The sequence below is a fragment of the Anaerolentibacter hominis genome (assembly GCF_032380675.1).
GTDB classification, from domain to species: Bacteria; Bacillota; Clostridia; order Lachnospirales; family Lachnospiraceae; genus Anaerolentibacter; species Anaerolentibacter hominis.
Window position 1 is genome coordinate 1,588,660 of sequence record NZ_JAWDIX010000001.1, and the last position, 18,629, is coordinate 1,607,288.

At 47.1% G+C, this 18,629-nt stretch carries 14 protein-coding genes; 1 reads left to right on the plus strand and 13 read right to left on the minus strand.

From position 1 onward, the window contains the following. Nucleotides 1–63: 63 nt before the first annotated feature. The 9 genes from yihA to ABCW47_RS07405 all read right to left on the minus strand — a co-directional run bounded on the left by yihA (nucleotide 64) and on the right by ABCW47_RS07405 (nucleotide 10,619). A complete protein-coding gene (gene yihA / locus ABCW47_RS07365) occupies nucleotides 64–663 on the minus strand; it encodes a ribosome biogenesis GTP-binding protein YihA/YsxC (RefSeq protein ID WP_343209613.1) in 600 nt (199 codons plus the stop codon). Nucleotides 664–715: 52 nt separating this feature from the next. Continuing rightward, nucleotides 716–3,043, minus strand: a complete 2,328-nt coding sequence (gene lon / locus ABCW47_RS07370) for an endopeptidase La (protein WP_343209614.1) — start codon at nucleotides 3,041–3,043, stop codon at nucleotides 716–718. A gap of 163 nt (nucleotides 3,044–3,206) precedes the next feature. Continuing rightward, nucleotides 3,207–4,451, minus strand: coding sequence for an ATP-dependent Clp protease ATP-binding subunit ClpX (clpX, locus tag ABCW47_RS07375; protein WP_343209209.1), 1,245 nt, complete (start codon nucleotides 4,449–4,451; stop codon nucleotides 3,207–3,209). Nucleotides 4,452–4,672: 221 nt separating this feature from the next. After that, nucleotides 4,673–5,254 carry an ATP-dependent Clp endopeptidase proteolytic subunit ClpP gene (clpP, locus tag ABCW47_RS07380; RefSeq protein WP_343209210.1) on the minus strand — a complete coding sequence of 194 codons (582 nt, stop codon included), beginning with the start codon at nucleotides 5,252–5,254 and terminating at the stop codon, nucleotides 4,673–4,675. Nucleotides 5,255–5,266: 12 nt separating this feature from the next. Beyond that, nucleotides 5,267–6,553, minus strand: a complete 1,287-nt coding sequence (gene tig / locus ABCW47_RS07385; RefSeq protein ID WP_343209211.1) for a trigger factor — start codon at nucleotides 6,551–6,553, stop codon at nucleotides 5,267–5,269. A gap of 367 nt (nucleotides 6,554–6,920) precedes the next feature. After that, nucleotides 6,921–8,270 (minus strand): phosphoglucosamine mutase, encoded by a 1,350-nt coding sequence (gene glmM, locus ABCW47_RS07390; RefSeq protein ID WP_343209212.1) that lies wholly within the window; start codon nucleotides 8,268–8,270, stop codon nucleotides 6,921–6,923. 205 nt (nucleotides 8,271–8,475) lie between these two features. Continuing rightward, nucleotides 8,476–8,700 carry an alpha/beta-type small acid-soluble spore protein gene (locus tag ABCW47_RS07395; protein WP_343209213.1) on the minus strand — a complete coding sequence of 75 codons (225 nt, stop codon included), beginning with the start codon at nucleotides 8,698–8,700 and terminating at the stop codon, nucleotides 8,476–8,478. 592 nt (nucleotides 8,701–9,292) lie between these two features. Next, nucleotides 9,293–9,748 (minus strand): GNAT family N-acetyltransferase, encoded by a 456-nt coding sequence (locus ABCW47_RS07400; protein ID WP_343209214.1) that lies wholly within the window; start codon nucleotides 9,746–9,748, stop codon nucleotides 9,293–9,295. Between the two features lie 25 nt (nucleotides 9,749–9,773). Beyond that, nucleotides 9,774–10,619: an N-acetylmuramoyl-L-alanine amidase gene (locus tag ABCW47_RS07405; RefSeq protein ID WP_343209215.1), complete on the minus strand. Its 846-nt coding sequence runs from the start codon at nucleotides 10,617–10,619 to the stop codon at nucleotides 9,774–9,776. Between the two features lie 214 nt (nucleotides 10,620–10,833). Here ABCW47_RS07405 and ABCW47_RS07410 point away from each other — a divergent pair, with 214 nt between their 5' ends. After that, entirely contained in the window at nucleotides 10,834–12,114 is a 1,281-nt protein-coding gene (locus ABCW47_RS07410) for an alanine/glycine:cation symporter family protein (RefSeq protein WP_343209216.1), read from the plus strand. A 63-nt stretch (nucleotides 12,115–12,177) separates the two neighbouring features. Here ABCW47_RS07410 and ABCW47_RS07415 read toward each other — a convergent pair whose 3' ends face one another. The 4 genes from ABCW47_RS07415 to ABCW47_RS07430 all read right to left on the minus strand — a co-directional run bounded on the left by ABCW47_RS07415 (nucleotide 12,178) and on the right by ABCW47_RS07430 (nucleotide 18,556). After that, a complete protein-coding gene (locus tag ABCW47_RS07415; protein ID WP_343209217.1) occupies nucleotides 12,178–12,729 on the minus strand; it encodes a DJ-1 family glyoxalase III in 552 nt (183 codons plus the stop codon). A 17-nt stretch (nucleotides 12,730–12,746) separates the two neighbouring features. Then, on the minus strand, nucleotides 12,747–13,127 hold the full coding sequence (locus ABCW47_RS07420) for an ArsR/SmtB family transcription factor (protein WP_343209218.1): 381 nt from the start codon (nucleotides 13,125–13,127) through the stop codon (nucleotides 12,747–12,749). 306 nt (nucleotides 13,128–13,433) lie between these two features. Beyond that, nucleotides 13,434–17,189 carry a phosphoribosylformylglycinamidine synthase gene (locus ABCW47_RS07425; RefSeq protein ID WP_343209615.1) on the minus strand — a complete coding sequence of 1,252 codons (3,756 nt, stop codon included), beginning with the start codon at nucleotides 17,187–17,189 and terminating at the stop codon, nucleotides 13,434–13,436. 224 nt (nucleotides 17,190–17,413) lie between these two features. After that, complete coding sequence (locus ABCW47_RS07430) at nucleotides 17,414–18,556, minus strand: hypothetical protein (protein WP_343209219.1); 1,143 nt, start codon at nucleotides 18,554–18,556, stop codon at nucleotides 17,414–17,416. Between the last annotated feature and the right edge of the window lie 73 nt (nucleotides 18,557–18,629).

Sequence of the window (18,629 nt, forward strand, 5' to 3'; positions counted from 1 at the left end):
TTCTTAAGTTTTTAACATAATGCAAAAAAATGCAGCAAATTTCGCTGCATTTTTGTATATTTCCTATTCTGCTGTCCCGTTCTCCAGTATTTCTCTGATGAACTGCCAGATTTCCTCGCGTCCTTCCTTCGTAGCGGCTGAAAAAGGCAGTATCTTTGTCTCAGTTCCGCAGCCAAGCCCGGTGCGAATCTGCTTTAAGTGCTTTAGCCTCTGATTTCTTGTGATCTTATCCAGCTTTGTGGCGATAATCACCGGCTGATATCCCTGATACAAAATCCATTCATACATTGTTTTATCATTGGCGGATGGCTCATGCCGGATATCAATCAGCAGGAACACCAGCTTCAGCTGTTTGGAGCGGTGCAGATAATTTTCTATCATTTTCCCCCACTGCTCCTTGACAGCTCCCCCCACCTTCGCGTAGCCATAACCGGGCAGATCCACCAGATAAAATTCCTCATTCACATTATAGAAGTTAATTGTCTGGGTTTTTCCCGGCTGCGCGGAAGTTCTGGCCAGCGCCTTCCGGTTCAGAAGACCGTTGATCAAGGAGGATTTCCCCACATTGGATTTCCCGGAAAATGCAATTTCTGGCTTTGTATTTTCCGGCAGCTTACTTGTAATTCCACACACGGTTTCCAGATTGACCGACCGGATCACCATAGCATTTTCCATATTGATATACCATTCCTTTCACACTTAAATCTGCCCGGTCTTACTTAAGTCCTTCCGCAATTGCAGTTTGAAGGACCTCCGGCATCAGATTCACTAATTTAATCTCCAGACCGTCCAAGATCTCCTGGGACATATCGTCCAGATCTCTTTTATTTTTATCCGGCACCAGAACCGTCTTAATCTTAGCGGTCTTAGCCGCCAGAAGCTTTTCTTTCAGTCCGCCGATGGGCAGCACACGTCCGCGGAGCGTAATCTCTCCGGTCATGGCGATATCTGCGCGTACTTTCTTTTCCGTTACAGCAGAAAAGATAGCTGTCGCCAGTGTAATTCCCGCAGAAGGCCCATCCTTCGGCACTGCTCCTTCCGGAATATGAATATGAATATCGTGTTTTTCAAAGAAGTCTTCTGAGATTCCATAGCCGCCGGCAATTGATCTGACATAGGTAAGCGCAATCTCCGCCGATTCTTTCATCACATCGCCTAACTGTCCGGTCAGCTGAACCTCACCCTTGCCCTCCAGCACATTTACTTCTATTTGAAGAGTCTCACCGCCATAGCTGGTCCAGGCCAGTCCGCGCACAATGCCAATATCATCTTTTTCATTCTTTTCATCAAAGGTATACTGGAGTTTCCCCAGATATTTTTCCAGATTCCGCTCTGTCACCTTGATTACTTTTTTTCCGTCTTCCAGGATCTCTCTGGCGGCCTTACGACAGATCGCCCCGATCTTGCGCTCCAGATTTCTCACGCCTGATTCCCTGGTATAACCGTTTATGATTGTTTTCAGAGCCTTGGCAGAGATAGTAAGCTGTCCCTTTAGAATACCGTTCTTTTCCATCTGCTTTGCCACCAGGTGTTCCTTGGCTATATGAAACTTTTCATTTTCCGTATAGCTGTTTACTTCAATCAGCTCCATACGGTCCAGAAGAGGTCTGGGAATTGTCTGCGTCGTATTTGCAGTGGCAATAAATAACACCTCGGACAAATCCACCGGTATCTCGATATAGTGATCCACAAACTTGCTGTTCTGGTCGCTGTCCAGAACCTCAAGCAGTGCCGCCGCCGGGTCCCCTTTGTAGTCGTTGCCCAGCTTGTCCACTTCGTCAAGCAGCATCAGCGGATTTTTTACTCCTGCATTTTTCAGTCCTGTGACAATTCTTCCGGGCATGGCCCCAATATAGGTCCTGCGGTGTCCGCGAATCTCCGCCTCATCCCGCACGCCTCCCAGCGCCATACGCACATACTGTTTATTCAGAGCTTCCGCTACCGTACGCGCAATGGAAGTCTTGCCGGTTCCCGGAGGTCCCACCAGACAGATAATCGGGCTGTCTCCCTTCTTGGTCAGGGCCCGCACAGCCAGAAATTCCAGAATTCTCTCCTTTACCTGGTCCAGTCCGTAATGATCCCGGTCAAGTATCCTGGCCGCCCGCTTCAGGTCTGAGGAATCTTCACTTGCCTTATTCCAGGGCAGTTCCAACAGCGTCTCAATATAACTTCTGGAGACCGTACTCTCAGAAGAATTGCCTGCCACATTCCGAAAGCGGACAATTTCTTTCCGTATTTTACTCTTAACGTCTTCGTCTGCCTCCAGTTCTTCTACCGCTTTGGCAAACGAGTCCGCATCATCCATTGAATTCGTTTCTCCCAGTTCATCCCGGATAACCTTCATCTGTTCCCTTAAAATATATTCCTTCTGATTCTGGTCGATTTCTTCTTTTACCTTGGTCTGGAACTCCCGTCTTATTCTCCCCAGCTCAATTTCTTCCTGAATGATCGCCAGGACTCTCTCATATCTGCCAATCAGCTCCAGTTCCTCTAAAACTCCCTGTTTCGCCTCCTGGCGCACCGGCAGAAATATCGTAATTTCATCCAGCAGCTTCTCCAGATCCCATATCTCACTCAGTGTTTTCAGCGTATTCCGGCTGACCTGCTCATTCTCAGCAGCATACTGACCCAGTATCTCATGCAGATACCGTACCATGCTTCTCTTCTGAAGCTCGCTTAAATCATGGCCGCAGTCCGTATCACAGATTGTTATATTTCCTTTAAAAAACGGCTTCATACTGACTATCTCATCCAGATGTGCCCGCTTGATTCCCAGAACCATTACACGGACCACATCTCCGGGCATTTTCAGTATTTGCTTAATCATGCCCAATGTGCCTATCTCAAATAAATCCGTCTTAGACGGCTGTTCAATCTCTTCCTGTTTTTGTGACACCAGAAATGCCATCTGTTCCGCCGACATCGCTTCCTCAATGGCGGCAAGGGAAATTTTCCGCTTAATGTCAAAATGAATCAGCATTCCCGGCAGCAAGGTTATGCCCCGAAGAGCAATAACAGGTATTCCTTCTCTTCTTTCACCCACATTGTATACCTGTGCAGCCAACTGCACTTTTTCCTTTCTTTTGTATATGAATCCGCTTTCCGAAGCATCTGCACTTTTCTGTATCTAAGCCGAAAAGGCTATCGCGGGCCGGCCTCCCAACAGCGGAAACCATTTACTCATTGCGACAGCCTTCTCAATCTCTTTATGCCCTTTTGCCCTTTTTCTCCGTATAGACAAGAACCGGCTCTTCTTCTCCGTCAATGACCAGCTTTGTAATAATGCATTTCTCCACCTTATCCTCAGAAGGCAGATTATACATGATATCCATCATGGATTTCTCCATAATTGCGCGCAGCCCGCGGGCACCTGTCTTTCTCTCAAATGATTTTCTGGCAATTTCCAGAACTGCCTCCTGCTCAAATTCCAGCCGGATGCCATCCATTTCAAATAATTTCTGATACTGCTTCACCAATGCATTTTTCGGTTCCGTCAGAATCCGGACCAAAGCATTCTCATCCAGCAGATCCAGCCCCACACAAACCGGGACTCTTCCCACAAACTCCGGAATCATGCCGTATTTCACAAAATCCTGGGGCAGAACCTTCTTAAAGAGTTCACCCACATTACGGCGGTTTTTATCTATAATTGTAGCATTGAAACCAATTGACTTCTTTCCAATTCTGGATTCAATTATTTTCTCCAATCCGTCAAACGCTCCGCCGCAGATAAAAAGAATATTCGTTGTATCAATCTGAATAAATTCCTGCTGGGGATGCTTTCTGCCTCCCTGGGGAGGTACATTGGCTTCGGTTCCTTCCAGGATCTTCAGCAGAGCCTGCTGAACACCCTCCCCGGATACATCTCTGGTTATGGATGTATTCTCAGATTTACGGGTTATCTTGTCTATTTCATCGATATAGATAATGCCGTATTCGGCACGCTCCACATCGTAGTCGGCAGCCTGAATTAACTTCAACAGAATGTTCTCCACATCCTCGCCCACATATCCAGCCTCGGTAAGGGCTGTTGCATCTGCTATGGCAAAAGGAACATTCAAAATCTTTGCCAGAGTCTGGGCCAGAAAAGTCTTACCGGAACCGGTAGGTCCCACCATAATAATATTGCTCTTCTGCAATTCCACATCCAGCGTCTTATTTGATTTCACCCGCTTATAGTGATTATAAACGGCAACCGACAGAGCTTTTTTTGCTTCGTCCTGACCGATGACATACTCGTCCAGAAACGCTTTGATCTCCCTCGGTTTCAGGAGGTTGATATCGCTGGTATCCTCTTCCACATCTTCCATTTCTTCTTCCAGGATACCGGCACACAATTCCACACATTCGTCGCAGATATAGACACCCGGGCCCGCAATCAATTTACGTACCCTGTCCTGAGGCTTGTTACAAAAAGAACATCTCAACTGCTTGTCATCTGATTTTGCCACACTTTCTACCTCGCTCTAATAACTTTTAACGAGACACCCGGCAACAGCCAGGTGTCTCTTATCATGTTTTCTGTGTTCAAGAAACGCCAGTACGCTTCGCGAACTGTCTTATTCCAAGAAACGCCAGCACGCTTCACGAGCTGTCTTATTCTAACAAACGCCGGCACGCCCTGCGAACCGTCTTCATGTAACCTTATTTCCGCCTCTACCCACGGAAATCCTTATCTGCTGGTAATAATACTGTCAATAATACCGTAATCTTTCGCTTCCTGGGCCGTCATATAATTATCCCGGTCCGTATCGATTTCAATTCTTTCCAGCGGCTGTCCTGTGTTGGCCGCCAAAATCTCGTTCAATTTCTTCTTTGTCTGAAGAATCTTATCCGCAACGATTCTGATATCGCTGGCCTGTCCCTTGGCTCCGCCGGAAGGCTGATGGATCATCACCTCCGCATTGGGAAGCGCAAGTCTTTTGCCCTTGGCTCCGCCTGCGAGCAGAAAAGCTCCCATGCTGGCCGCCATTCCGATACACATTGTGGAAACATCACATTTCACATAATGCATTGTATCATAAATCGCCATACCGGCTGTTACGGAACCACCAGGGCTGTTGATATACATATGAATATCCTTGCCAGGATCTTCGGATTCCAAAAACAGTAACTGTGCTACAATCAGGCTGGCAGACGCATCTGTCACCTCTTCGCCAAGAAAGATAATTCTTTCTTTCAGCAATCTGGAGAAAATATCATAGGAACGCTCTCCTCTGCTGGTCTGTTCAATGACATAAGGCACTAAACTCATTTCACATACCTCCTAGATTTCTTTTGCTGCCTCCTCGACAAGATCCACTGCACGCTGAACGGCAATGTCCTCTTTCATCTGGGCAATCTCCCTTTCTCCCATATAATTCTTTAACTGATCTTTTTCCATCTGGTACATGGAAGCCATCTTCTCAAGCTCGGCGTCCATATCCTCCTCGGAAACCTGGATATTCTCGGCTTTCGCAATCGCCTCCAGGACAAGTCTGGTCTGGATTCTCTTTAAAGCCTGCGGCTTCATCGTATCCAGGAACTTAGCCGCATCCATGCCGGTAAACTGGAAATACTGCTCCAGAGAAAGACCCTGCTGCTGTATGTTGCGCGCAAAGTCTTCTGCCATCTGACGAACCTGAGTATCCAGCATGGCATCCGGTATTTCCATCGTAGCATTCTCAATAATCTTCGCAATAACCTTATCTTCTTTTTCGGTCTTTGCTTTCTCTTCTTTTCTCTTCTGAATCGTCTCTTTTACAGAATTCTTGTACTCTTCCATGGTCTCAAACTCAGAAACCTCACCGGCAAACTCATCATCCAGCTCCGGAAGCTCCTTCACATGGATCTCTTTTACTTTAACCTTAAACAGCGCAGGCTTTCCGGCAAGTTCTTTTGCATGGTATTCCTCAGGGAATGTCACATTAACTTCCACATCCTCCCCGATGTTCTTTCCAACCAGCTGTTCTTCAAATGTATCAATAAAGGAATGGCTTCCCAGGGTCAGATCGAAATCATCACCCTTGCCGCCTTCAAACGGAGTACCGTCTACAAATCCTTCATAGTCAATCTTTACTGTGTCGCCGTCTAAAGCTGCACGGTCATCCACAGTAATCATTCTGGAATTCTGCTCTCTTACACGGTCCAGTTCTGCATTGATCTCTTCTTCGGTTACTTCCACTTCTGCTTTTTCTACTTCAATGCCCTTATAGTCTCCCAGGACAACTTCCGGCTTAACCGCAACTGTAGCTGTGAAGACAAAAGGCTTGCCGGCCTCGATCTGCTCCACATCAATTTCAGGTCTGGAGACAATGTCCAGTCCGCTTTCTTCCACTGCTTTTTCATAAGCATCCGGGATGATCAGATTGGCTGCGTCTTCATAAAACACTTCCTTGCCGTACATTTTCTCAATCAGCGCACGGGGAGCTTTTCCCTTGCGGAATCCCTGCACATTGATTTTGCCTTTATTTTTCAAATACGTTTTCTGCACAGCGCTTTCAAATTCGTCTGCACCTGCTTCAATTGTAAGTTTTGCCATATTTTTTTCCAGATTTTCTACTTTAACACTCATTTTATTATTTTCCTCCTTATGTACTCCCACATCAAAGCTTTCATTTCTTATCAGATAAACTCTGACGCATCAGACATATATTTTATTTTTTATTTATCAATAAGAGATTTGTCCAGAACAAATCCCATGATCCGGATTTTAAGCCAGCTTACATGGCATCCCTCTTACAGCCATTATATACCATTATAAAATCTGACATTTTATTAGTATAGCACAAGGATTTGTGATAATCAAGCCGTGTATTTGCGAAAAGTAATGCCGGGAAAAGAAGGGATTTTCCTCTTTGCCGGGCTCTCTCTTCCGGCCTTAGGAGCGGGGCTTACCTCTTCGGCAGCTTCGGAGGACAGCCCGTACTCCTTTTATTCACTTATGCCTCGTGTCCCCTGTCCCTGATGACACGGATCACACGGTCTGCATACATCCTGCATAGTTCATCTGTCTTAGCCTCCACCATAACCCGGAGCAGCGGCTCTGTTCCGCTTTCGCGCACTAGAATGCGGCCTTCCTCTCCCAATTCTGCTTCCACTTCACAGATCGCCCGGATCACATCTTCATCCGCCCTGGCCTCCGGTTTGCTTTTGACTCTAATATTTACCAGAAGCTGAGGATATATTTCCAGATCCTTCAGCAAATCCGAAATACGGGATTTCTTCTCCAGCATAACTTCCATTATTTTAATAGAAGTAAGAACTCCATCCCCTGTCGTTGCATATTTGCTGAAAATAATGTGTCCCGACTGCTCGCCGCCCAGCGAATGATTGTTCTTCTGCATATTTTCATAAACATACTTGTCGCCCACATCTGTTTTCTCATAGAGAATGCCCGCCCGGTCGAAGGCATGATAAAGTCCCAGATTGGACATGACAGTTGTGACAACCGTATTGTTATTCAGTTCTCCTTTTTCTTTCAGATAGGTCCCGCACAGATATAAAATACAGTCGCCATCTACAATATTGCCCTTATCATCCACTGCTAAACAGCGATCTGCATCTCCATCATAGGCAAAACCGATATCAAGCCTGTTTTCTAACACATATTTTTGCAGAACTTCAATATGTGTCGAACCGCAGTTTGTATTAATATTCGTGCCGTCCGGCTCATTATGTATCACATAGGTTTTCGCTCCCAGAGCATCAAATACACCCTTCGCCAGCATATAGGCAGAACCGTTGGCGCAGTCCAGGCCCACTCTGACATCTTTGTAGGATCTGGTGGCAGATGACATCAGATAGCCAAGATAGTGGTTTCTTCCCATTGTATAGTCTACAGTCCGCCCAATATGTTCCCCTGTCGCATAGGGTATATCCTGTTCACTGTCGATAAAAGCCTCAATCTGAGCTTCAACCTCAGCTTCCATCTTCTGCCCGCTGCCGTTTATCAGCTTGATCCCGTTATCATAATAAGGATTGTGGCTTGCCGATATCATAATTCCGCAGTCAAATTCTTCCGTTCTCACCACATAGGCAACACTTGGTGTCGTTGTTACATGAAGCAGATAGGCGTCCGCCCCGCTGGCCGTCAGCCCCGCTGCAAGTGCGTCCTCAAACATATAGCTGGATCTGCGAGTATCTTTACCGATCACGATCCGAACCCTCTGCCCGGCTTTATTTTCACCGTAATAATATCCCAGATATCTGCCGACCTTGTATGCATGCATTACTGTCAGATTCACGTTAGCTTCCCCGCGAAATCCGTCTGTACCAAAATATTTTCCCATTTTTTCTCCTCTGATCATCAAACATTCGGCTCATTATATCATATTTTAAACCAAAATAAAATAGAAATACCAAAGCTAAAATATACCGTCCGATGCTCGTTTAATATATGTACGCAAAAAACAGCATCCCCCACAATGAATGTCAAAGTGGGGGATACTGTTTCTATTGCCATGAAAGAACCATGACTCATTCATTTATAAATTCTTAGTTCTGACCAGACTGACCAGACATCTGCTCTTCCTGACGTCTAATCATACGACGAACCATTTCGCCGCCTACGGAACCGTTCTGAGCGCTGGTTAAATCTCCATTGTAACCCTGTTTCAACGGTACACCGATTTCAGATGCAACTTCCATTTTAAAACGATTCAGTGCCTCTTTTGCCTGTGGTACTTCAACTCTGTTGCTTCCACTGTTATTGCTTGCCATAATTGTTTCACCTCCGTGAGTTTCTTTCTTTTCTTTTTCGATAAGTGATTACTCTTCATCACTTATCGAGGGAGTGTAAGATTTACTCATGAGATCAATCACCGGGATTTTCCGACCAGTGTTTGTCTGTCTGATGAAATCTATTTCGGGTCGTAAACGAAAGTTAAGGTAATTTATAATAACTTGCCAAAATCCCGTGTTTACAATCTGTTTCCTTCGCTGTAATGTTTTTCATCACTTATCTTGGTATTATTATGTCTGAACACTCCAATGATTATGTTGGCAACTTATGGTTTTTTTCGAAGCTACGAGCCAGGAGATTGGAAACGAAAACCATCGGTAAAAGCTCGCTTTTATACCGATGGTTTTCGTTTTTAATCTATACGGCGACAGCCGTAATCGAGTAAGCACGCAGTGCTTGCGAGATTCCCTGGCTCGTAGCAAATAATCACTCGACAAAGCTCGCTTTTATACCGATGGTTTTCGTTTTTAATCTATACGGCGACAGCCGTAATCGAGTAAGTGCGCAGCGCTTGCGAGATTCCCTGGCTCGCAGCAAATAATCACTCGACAAAGCTCGCTTTCAAACCTCTCACAGCGCCAGCCCCATATAAATCACATCATCCATCGGATTCTCGTAATACGCTCCAATTTCCCGAAACCCAAAGGCCTCATACAGGCGGATCGCACTTTTCAGCGGTCTGATTGTATCCAGTACCATTTCCCGGTAGCCATCCTCCCGTGCCAATTTGATTATTTTTTCAATAAGCTGCCTGCCAAGATTCAAGTGCCTGTATGCCGTGACGTACAGCCGCTTCATCTCACAGCGGTCTGCCGTATGTCTGCGGAGAGCCACACAGCCGACCACATTTCCTTCATCAGACAGAGCCGCCAGCAATCTCCCGTTCTCACCGGTGTAGCTGTGTTCCAGATCATTTAATTCTTCTGTCAAATGCTGAAAAGACAAGTCTCTCTCCAGCGAATTCGTATATTCTATTATTAAGCCTCTGATTTCGTTTAAATATGCGCTTCCATCTGTAATTTTCATAATGCACCAGGTTCCATTTCATTTCTTATTTATAATAATCGTCTATGCCGTCGGCAATTCCTTTCACCATAGCTTTCTGTCCTTTTTCAGTCTGCATATAGGTATCATCCGATTTATTGGTCATGAAACCCATCTCCAATACAATAACAGGTACCTTGCTCCAATTTGTCCCGGTCAGATCATCTCTGGCCACAAGTCCTCTGTTCCTCCGGCCGGTTTCATCGCAATATGCATCCAATACGCTCTTTCCAAGTTTCATGCTCTCTTTGCTCAACTCTGATACATACTTATTTTTCGTGGATGGATACAGTGCGCTGGCTCCCTTCGCCGACGAGGAAGAGGCTCCGTCCGCATGCAGCCGGATACAGATATCAGCACCGCTGTCATTGATGAGCTCCGCTCTCTCTTTATTGCTGATGTCCACATTGTTTTTGAAACGTGTCAGGACAACATCATAGCCCCGGTCCAGCAGCTCCTCTTTCACTTCCAGGGCGATCTCAAGTGTCAGCTCATATTCCGGAACGCGGGAATAGACCCCGGCAGTACCGCCCGCCACCTTTGCTTTTTTCGATTTAGCTCCCGGCCCAACAGCCTCCAGTTTGGAATTTCCTTTCGACTGGTGACCGGCATCAATTCCGATCAATTTTTTCCCAACCACATTGACCTTATATTTGGCTGTCTGGCCGCCGCAAGCGGCAACGATTGTCACACTGCCTTTCCGCTTTGCTTTAAACAATCCCGTTTTACTGATAGTCCCTATTTTCTTATTGGAGACCGACCAGGTGATATCGGATGTACGTTCTCCCGCTGACGCCTGAAAGCGGAATGATTTCCCTGCAGTAATCGTTTTTTTGCCGGCAGTTATTGTCACTTCTCCGCTGCCGCTGTTTCAGGGCTCCTGCCCGGCAGCAGAAAGAGACCGGCAGCCAAAAAACAGCAGTGCGCAGATAATCTGTTTTTTCCAACTCTTCCTATTAATAGTACAATCCTTCTGACTATGTTTTCCCATTTTCTCTCCCTCTCCCTTGTCTGTTCTATTCTCCCGATTCTTATCATAATTTAATAAAAACTTCTGGAGACGTCCTATGCTGGCCTTTCTGCCTCTTATCCTGCTTCTTTCCATACATATTTATTTTACCTTCCGATCCGGAATCGTACAGCGCAAGCTTCCGTCTGCACTGAAATTAAGCTTTTGCAATACCAGCAGTGAATCAGGTAACGTAACTCCCTTCGGGGCGCTTACAACAATCCTCGCAGCAACACTGGGCACCGGCAATATCATCGGTGTATCGACCGCAATCGCCCTGGGCGGTCCGGGCGCTCTTTTCTGGTGCTGGCTTACAGGGATCTTCGGCATGGCAACCACCTATGCGGAGAGCTTCCTCGGCATTTCCTTCCGGGTAAAAGATAAGACAGGTCAATATCACGGCGGCCCGATGTATGTCCTGAAAAATCAGCTCCACAAAAAAGTCCCGTCGTTTCTTTACGCCGCTTTTTTATTTTGCTCCTCCCTGATACTGGGCTGCGCGATTCAGTCCAATTCCGTCATAACCTCGGCTTCCTATTTATGGAAATTTCCGAAACATTTTGTCAGTCTTGCCATGGCGGTTCTCATCGGAATTATGACGATCGGCGGTCTTAAATCAATCAGCAAAATCTGCATGAAGCTGATTCCGGTTTTAAGCCTGTTTTATCTGGGCGGTTGTCTTGTCCTTCTTCTAAAAAACATAACCTATTTTGTGCCTGCCGTCAAATGGATGTTCACCAGCGCATTTTCTTTCTCCTCGGCTGCCGGAGGACTGGCCGGCGCGGCAGTAACCCAGGCGCTCCGCTATGGAGTCGCAAGAGGCCTTTTTACCAACGAGGCCGGTCTGGGAACCGTGGCTGTCACCAGCGCAACGGCTCAGGCCAGACGTCCCGAGCATCAGGCCCTTGTTACGATGACCGCAACCTTCTGGGATACCGTGGTTCTGTGCATGCTTACCGGCCTGGCGATTCTGACCTGTATGTTAAAAACCCCGCAGAACTTTGTCGGGGCCGCAATTTCCGACTATACGTCCATTGCCTTTGAGCAGATTCCGGTCATAGGTGCGTCAGGACTCACTCTCTCCCTGATCGGTTTTGCCTTTGCCACCATGCTGGGCTGGTCCTATCTGGGCGAGGAAGCCTCCTACTTCCTGTTTGGCAAAAAAAGTGTTTCCATCTATCATCTGATCTTTATTCTGGCCTGTTTCCTGGGCGGGACTTTCTCGGTGGAAGCAATCTGGAATCTGACGGATGTATTGAATGTGTTACTTATGATTCCCGGTCTTCTCACCCTTCTGCTTATGCGAAAGCAGATCCGGTATCCGGGCCGTAAATTATAGATCTGGTACATAAAAGGCGGTATGGCAAATTTACATTTGCCGCACCGCCTTTCCTATTTACTGTTAAATAATAAATTGAGTGGATTTCGCCAGCTTATCTGCCGCGTCCTTTCCTTTAAAATGAGACACGATCTCCAGTCCGAACTCCATCGAAGCACCCATGCCACGGCCGGTGATGACATTCTTATCCACCGTAACTTTCTCTCCGGTATATTCTGCACCCAGCAGCTTCTCCTCGTGCCCCGGGAAACAAGTTGCTCTTTTTCCTTCCAGAATATGATTCATTCCCAGAACTCCCGGCGCCGCACAGATGGCAGCAAGCATCTTGCCCTCTTTATAAAACTGTTTCAGTGCTTTTACCAACCCCTCGTGTTCCGCCAGATGATTGGTTCCCGGCAGGCCGCCCGGCAATATAAGCATATCCGCATCCTCAGGATCAATCTCGGAAAACAGTTTGTCAGCCTGGACTACAATTCCATGAGAACCGGTTATCTTCAAATCACCTTGAATGGAAACCATCGTGATGTCAATTCCAGCACGGCGCAGCAAATCCACCACCGTCAGTCCTTCAATCTCTTCAAAACCGTCCGCTAAAAATAGATAGGTTTTCGCCATATCATCTCCACCTTTCACTAAAGTTCCTGTTTCTGCTGTTTTGGATGTACCATTCCCGGACACTGCATTTCAAAAACAGCGTCAATCATTTTGTGCAGCAGTCTTGCCTCCGGCGTGTTCGCCAGCGTATAGTGCACTTCCTTGCCCACCCGCCGGTTGACGACAAAGCCGGTCTGCCTCAGGATTCTCAGGTGATGGGACACAGCAGGCGCACTCATTCCAACAGCCGCCGATATATCAGCCACACATTCCTCACAGTGGCACAGCAGCCACAATATCCGCAGTCTTGTACTGTCACAAAGCTGGGTAAATAAGTCCGAAGCCGCAATAAACGAGTCTTCCCCAGGCATAATATCAATTAATTCTTCCAGATTTTGTCCGTGATCATGTGGTATCATCCGACCATCTCCTTTGCTATTGCGGATTAACCGCAACTTCACGTACTGCATGTATTCGCATTTCTTCCATTTTATAATTCAGAAGTCTTCTTGTCAACCAGAGCTGATCCGCATAATTCATCCCTTCCGCCGCAATGCGATCCCCCGGAGGGTTTTATCATATAGGGGAAGAAATTACCGATATGAAAGGGATACGGCTTGGCCGTATCCCTTGTTCAAGTACGCCTCGGCGTACTTGCTGCGAGCCGCACGTCATGCTTTGCATGACATAATACATCTGTGCGGCTCTGCAATCCGCCGGAGGCTTTATTTAAAATAAGAAACACCGGATTCAAATATCATCTGGTTCTGGTTGCCATAGATGTTAATAGCCACGCCGTCCCCTCTTCTCTCCGAATGTGCCATTTTACCCAGCACCCTGCCGTCAGGGCTGGTGATACCTTCGATGGCACAGTAAGAACCGTTCGGGTTGAAGTCTTCGTTCATCGTCGGGCTGCCGGACAGGTCCACATATTGAGTTGCCACCTGGCCGTTGGCAAAGAGCTTCTCGATCCACTCCCTGCTTGCGACAAACCGCCCTTCCCCATGAGAGGCCGGAATCGCATAGACGCCTCCCAGTTCTGCTTTCATCAGCCACGGGGATTTATTGGTCACTACTTTTGTATAGACCGACTTGGATATATGGCGTCCGATATGATTGGTCGTTAAGGTGGGTGAATCCGCCTTCTGAGGGGTAATCTTGCCATAAGGCACCAGCCCCAGCTTAATCAGCGCCTGGAAGCCATTGCAGATTCCAAGAGCCAGTCCATCCCGCTCAAGCAGCAGTTTGTCAACTGCCTCCTTCAGGCGCTCATTCCGGAACGCTGTTGCGATGAATTTACCGGACCCATCCGGTTCGTCACCGGCGGAAAAGCCGCCTGGGAACATGAGGATCTGCGCCTGAGAGATTGCCTTTTCAAAAGCTTCCACCGAATCCAGAATATTCTGCTCCGTCAGGTTTTTAAACACAACAATATCGACATCGGCGCCGGCCGCTTCAAACGCCCTCTGGGTGTCATACTCACAGTTTGTACCCGGGAATACAGGAACAAATACCCTGGGTCTGGCAATTTTATGTTTAGCCGTATAGACAGTCTTTGCATCAAACAGCTTTGTCTCAAAGGTCTCTTCTTTTACACCGGAACGGGTTGGGAACACCTTTTCGATGGTCTGGGTCCAGGCTGACAGTGCCTCTTCCATGGAGATTTCACAGTCTCCGCAGACAAACCGGCTCGCTTCGGTTACCTCTCCGATCACCTGGTAGTCTGCATTGATCTGAGCCAGGTCATTTTCTCCCACCTCAGCAATCACAGCTCCGTATTCCGGTGCAAACAGGCTCTCTGCCTCTAATCCGGCACACAGATTCACTCCCAGCTTATTGCCGAATGCCATCTTGCTCACTGCCTCGCAGACACCGCCGATTCCCACCGCATAGGCAGAGATCAGTACTTTTCTTCTCAGCAGATCCGATATTTTATCATATAAATTCATCATCGCCGGATAATCCGGAAGATCATAGGCATCTCTCAGAGCGCTGAATTTAACAATCCTGCTGCCCGCCTTCTTAAATTCCGGGCTGACAACATGATCCGTCTTGGCCACATCCACCGCAAAAGATACCAGAGTAGGCGGCACGTCAATATCGTTAAAACTGCCGGACATACTGTCCTTGCCGCCGATGGAGGCAAGTCCCAGGCGAAGCTGCGCATCATAGGCTCCCAAAAGGGCCGCCAGCGGCTCGCCCCAGCGCTTTGCATCGTCACCCAGGCGTTTAAAATATTCCTGGAACGTAAAACGGATCTTTTTATAGTCTCCACCTGCCGCAACGATCTTGGCTACCGAAGCCAGAACCGAGTAGGCAGCCCCATGGTATGGACTCCAGGAGCACAGATATGGGTCGAATCCATAGCTCATCATGGTAACCGTATCACATTTTCCCCGAAGCACAGGCAGCTTTGCCGTCATCGTCTGAACCGGAGTCAGCTGATACCGTCCGCCATAAGGCATCGTCACGGTTCCGGCGCCGATGGAACTGTCGAACATTTCAACCAGTCCCTTCTGGGAACACACATTTAAATCTTTCAGCGTATCCAGCCATTTCTGCTTCAGATTTGTTACTTCTGCATTTTTGTTAAAATAGTTATCATCCTTCGAAGGCATGGAAACAGTTACATTGGTTTCCTGATGAGCGCCGTTGGTATCCAGGAATGCCCTTGATACATTAACGATCTCCTTCCCTCTCCATTTCATAACCAGACGCGGTTCTTCCGTTACATGGGCAGCTACCACCGCCTCCAGATTTTCCGATTCCGCATAAGCCAGCATTTTATCCACATCAGACGGATCAACAACGACAGCCATTCTCTCCTGGGACTCTGATATAGCCAGTTCTGTGCCGTCCAGACCCGCATATTTTTTCGGGACCTGATCCAGATCAATCACCAGGCCGTCCGCCAGTTCTCCGATGGCGACGGAAACGCCGCCTGCACCGAAATCATTGCATTTTTTAATGATGCGGCTGACTTCTTCCCTGCGGAACAATCTCTGGATTTTCCGTTCCGTCGGCGCATTTCCCTTTTGTACCTCAGCCCCGCACGTATCAATGGATGCCTCGGTATGTGCCTTGGATGAGCCGGTTGCTCCGCCGCAGCCGTCCCGGCCTGTCCTGCCGCCCAGGAGTATAATAATATCCCCCGGATCTGAGGTCTCCCGGATCACATTTTTTCTGGGCGCCGCGCCCATGACCGCGCCGATTTCCATTCGCTTTGCCACATAATTAGGATGGTATACTTCATTTACCAGACCGGTGGCAAGGCCGATTTGGTTGCCGTAGGAGCTGTAGCCCTTGGCTGCACCCGTCGTAATTTTTCTCTGAGGCAGTTTGCCCTTTAAGGTATCTTTCAGAGACGCGGTCGGATCTGCGGCGCCGGTGACACGCATGGCCTGATAAACATAACCTCTGCCGGAGAGAGGATCACGTATCGCTCCGCCAAGACAGGTAGCCGCCCCGCCGAAGGGTTCGATCTCGGTAGGATGATTGTGGGTTTCATTTTTAAAGAAAACAAGCCACTCTTCTGTCACGCCGTCAATTTCCACAGGCACCACGATAGAGCAGGCATTGATTTCATCCGACTCCTCCATATCCTCCAGTCTGCCGTCCGCTTTCAGTTTCTTCATGGCCATCAGGGCCACATCCATCAGGGACACGAATTTATCCGGCCGGTCTTTATAGAGTTCCTCCCGGTTGGAGAGATATTCCTGATAGGATTTTTCGATAGGTGTCCGGTAGTAGCCTTCTTCAAAGCGTACATCCTTTAACTCCGTTAAAAATGTCGTATGACGGCAGTGGTCGGACCAGTAGGTGTCCAGAACCCGGATTTCCGTCATGGATGGATCTCTTTTTTCTTCTGAACTGAAATAGCTCCGGATATGTTTAAAATCGGCAAATGTCATTGCCAGATTCAGGCTGTCATAAAGAGACTTAAATTCAGCCTCCGGCATGGTGCAAAACCCGGTCATTATCTTCACATCGTCCGGTTCCTGGAAGGAGATATGAAGGGTTTCCGGCTTTATCTCATCGGTTTCTCTGGAGTCCACAGGATTGATGCAATATGCTTTCATCCGGTCAAATTCTTCTTCTGATATATCCCCGGAAAATACATATGTGACGGCTGACCGGATAATCGGTTCTTCCTTTTCATTTAAGAGCTTCAAACACTGCTCCGCAGAGTCTGCTCTCTGATCAAATTGTCCGGGCAGGTACTCGACAGAAAAGATCCGGTCTGATTCTCCATAGGGAAAACGTTCCTCATACAGCAGATCAACCGGCGGTTCGGAAAATACGGTTGTCAGAGCGGTATTAACGGTTTCTTCTCTCAAATGTTCCATATCATAGCGAATCAGGATACGGACGTCTTTAAGCCCGCGTATATCCAGATAGCTTTTTAATTCCTCCAGCAGTTCCTTAGCCGCAACTGCATAATCCGGCTTCTTTTCTACATAAATACGTTTTACGCCATAAATCATACTCAAAATGATTTCCTCCCGTCTTTCACAGGCATATTGCCTGACTTCGCCTTCGATTCCATTTGATTTCAGTCTAACACAGAGATACTGATTATTAAAATTAATATATTTTAACGTGTTAATTAGCTGTTCTAATTAGTATCGTGCGGTTTGTTTTGTTCCTTATATGATAAAAGGACATCCAAGCCTGGATGTCCTTTTCCTATATTATCTTGTTCCGATTAATCCTGTGTTTCATCCTGGCCGTTCTCTCCGGAATCGCCACTGTCGGTATTTTCACCGGAATCATCCGTTGTATCATTGGTATCATCCGCAGTATCCGTCTCTGTATCCTTGGTCAGATAACCGATTGTCAGCTTATCCCAATTATAACGGCTGGTCTTAATCTCGCAATTTTCAGCGACTGTCTTAAATTCTTCTTCAAATTTCACGTTCTGGGCATCGTGGAACAATTTGGTCACTTCGTTTTCATATCCCTCATCGGAATTATCATTTTTCATACGGACCAGATAATAGTTCTTATCCCCGGAATAGGTTGTTACATCGTCATTTTTCAGCTTGGAAGAAACCTCATAAAATTCATTTCCGCTGATTTCATTGGCCAGAAAACTTACTGTATAATACTTAATGGAATCCTCGCCAAGGGATTCTGTCAGTTCCTCCAGGTCGTCGCCTTTCTCGGCTTTCTCTTTCAGAGAATCCACTTTCTCCTTCAGAGCATTCTGTTCTTCTTCGCTTAAAACAGTATCATTGCCGTCATCGTCCTGAGTCTCAAAGTTTGCCATAACGTACTCGATATCATACTGTCTGAAATCCTCTTTATTTACCTGGGCTTTATAATCGTCTCTGTTCAGACCATAGCCCTCTACTATCTTAAGATAACATGCTTCCGCAAGCTTGATCTTGGTGAGAACCTTCTCTACCGATTCCACGGTCATGCCTGTGGTCTCTTTCTGCTTGTCGGTCAGTCCGTCAATTAAAATCTTAGCATCTTCCGCAATCTTGGTCTTGGTCTCTTCATCCAGCTCGGCACCGTACTCCGCCGCCTTCTGAGACAGAATAGTATACCATGCAGCCATCGTAACAATCTCGTGCTTAACAAGAGTGGCATTCGGTGTCACACCGTCTGTGCTGGCATCCCAGAAAGAAAATCCATAAAGCGCCTGATACATCTGATCATACATGCCATAGGAATCTTCCTGAATATAGATGTAATACATCATCTCATCCAGATAAAGATCTGTACCATTGATCGTTACTGCTACTTTTTCAGCTGGTGTACCGGAAGAACTGCAGCCGGTCAAAGCCCCCGTACATAAAATCAGCGCCATAAAAAGCGCAACTACTTTCTTCATTCTGTTCACTTTATACTTCCTCCATCCCTTCTCCATACAGCCTGTCCGCCATCTTCCGCGGCTTCCGGCAAAAGAGAAGTCA

Excerpts from the sequence above, each read along its gene's own strand:
- ABCW47_RS07420 (WP_343209218.1), bottom strand. The coding sequence starts at position 13,127 with ATGATACCACATGATCACGGACAAAATCTGGAAGAATTAATTGATATT.
- ABCW47_RS07395 (WP_343209213.1), bottom strand. The coding sequence starts at position 8,700 with ATGGCAAGCAATAACAGTGGAAGCAACAGAGTTGAAGTACCACAGGCA.
- ABCW47_RS07400 (WP_343209214.1), bottom strand. The coding sequence starts at position 9,748 with ATGAAAATTACAGATGGAAGCGCATATTTAAACGAAATCAGAGGCTTA.
- clpP (WP_343209210.1), bottom strand. The coding sequence starts at position 5,254 with ATGAGTTTAGTGCCTTATGTCATTGAACAGACCAGCAGAGGAGAGCGT.
- yihA (WP_343209613.1), bottom strand. The coding sequence starts at position 663 with ATGGTGATCCGGTCGGTCAATCTGGAAACCGTGTGTGGAATTACAAGT.
- glmM (WP_343209212.1), bottom strand. The coding sequence starts at position 8,270 with ATGGGAAAATATTTTGGTACAGACGGATTTCGCGGGGAAGCTAACGTG.
- tig (WP_343209211.1), bottom strand. The coding sequence starts at position 6,553 with ATGAGTGTTAAAGTAGAAAATCTGGAAAAAAATATGGCAAAACTTACA.
- ABCW47_RS07415 (WP_343209217.1), bottom strand. The coding sequence starts at position 12,729 with ATGGCGAAAACCTATCTATTTTTAGCGGACGGTTTTGAAGAGATTGAA.
- ABCW47_RS07410 (WP_343209216.1), top strand. The coding sequence starts at position 10,834 with ATGCTGGCCTTTCTGCCTCTTATCCTGCTTCTTTCCATACATATTTAT.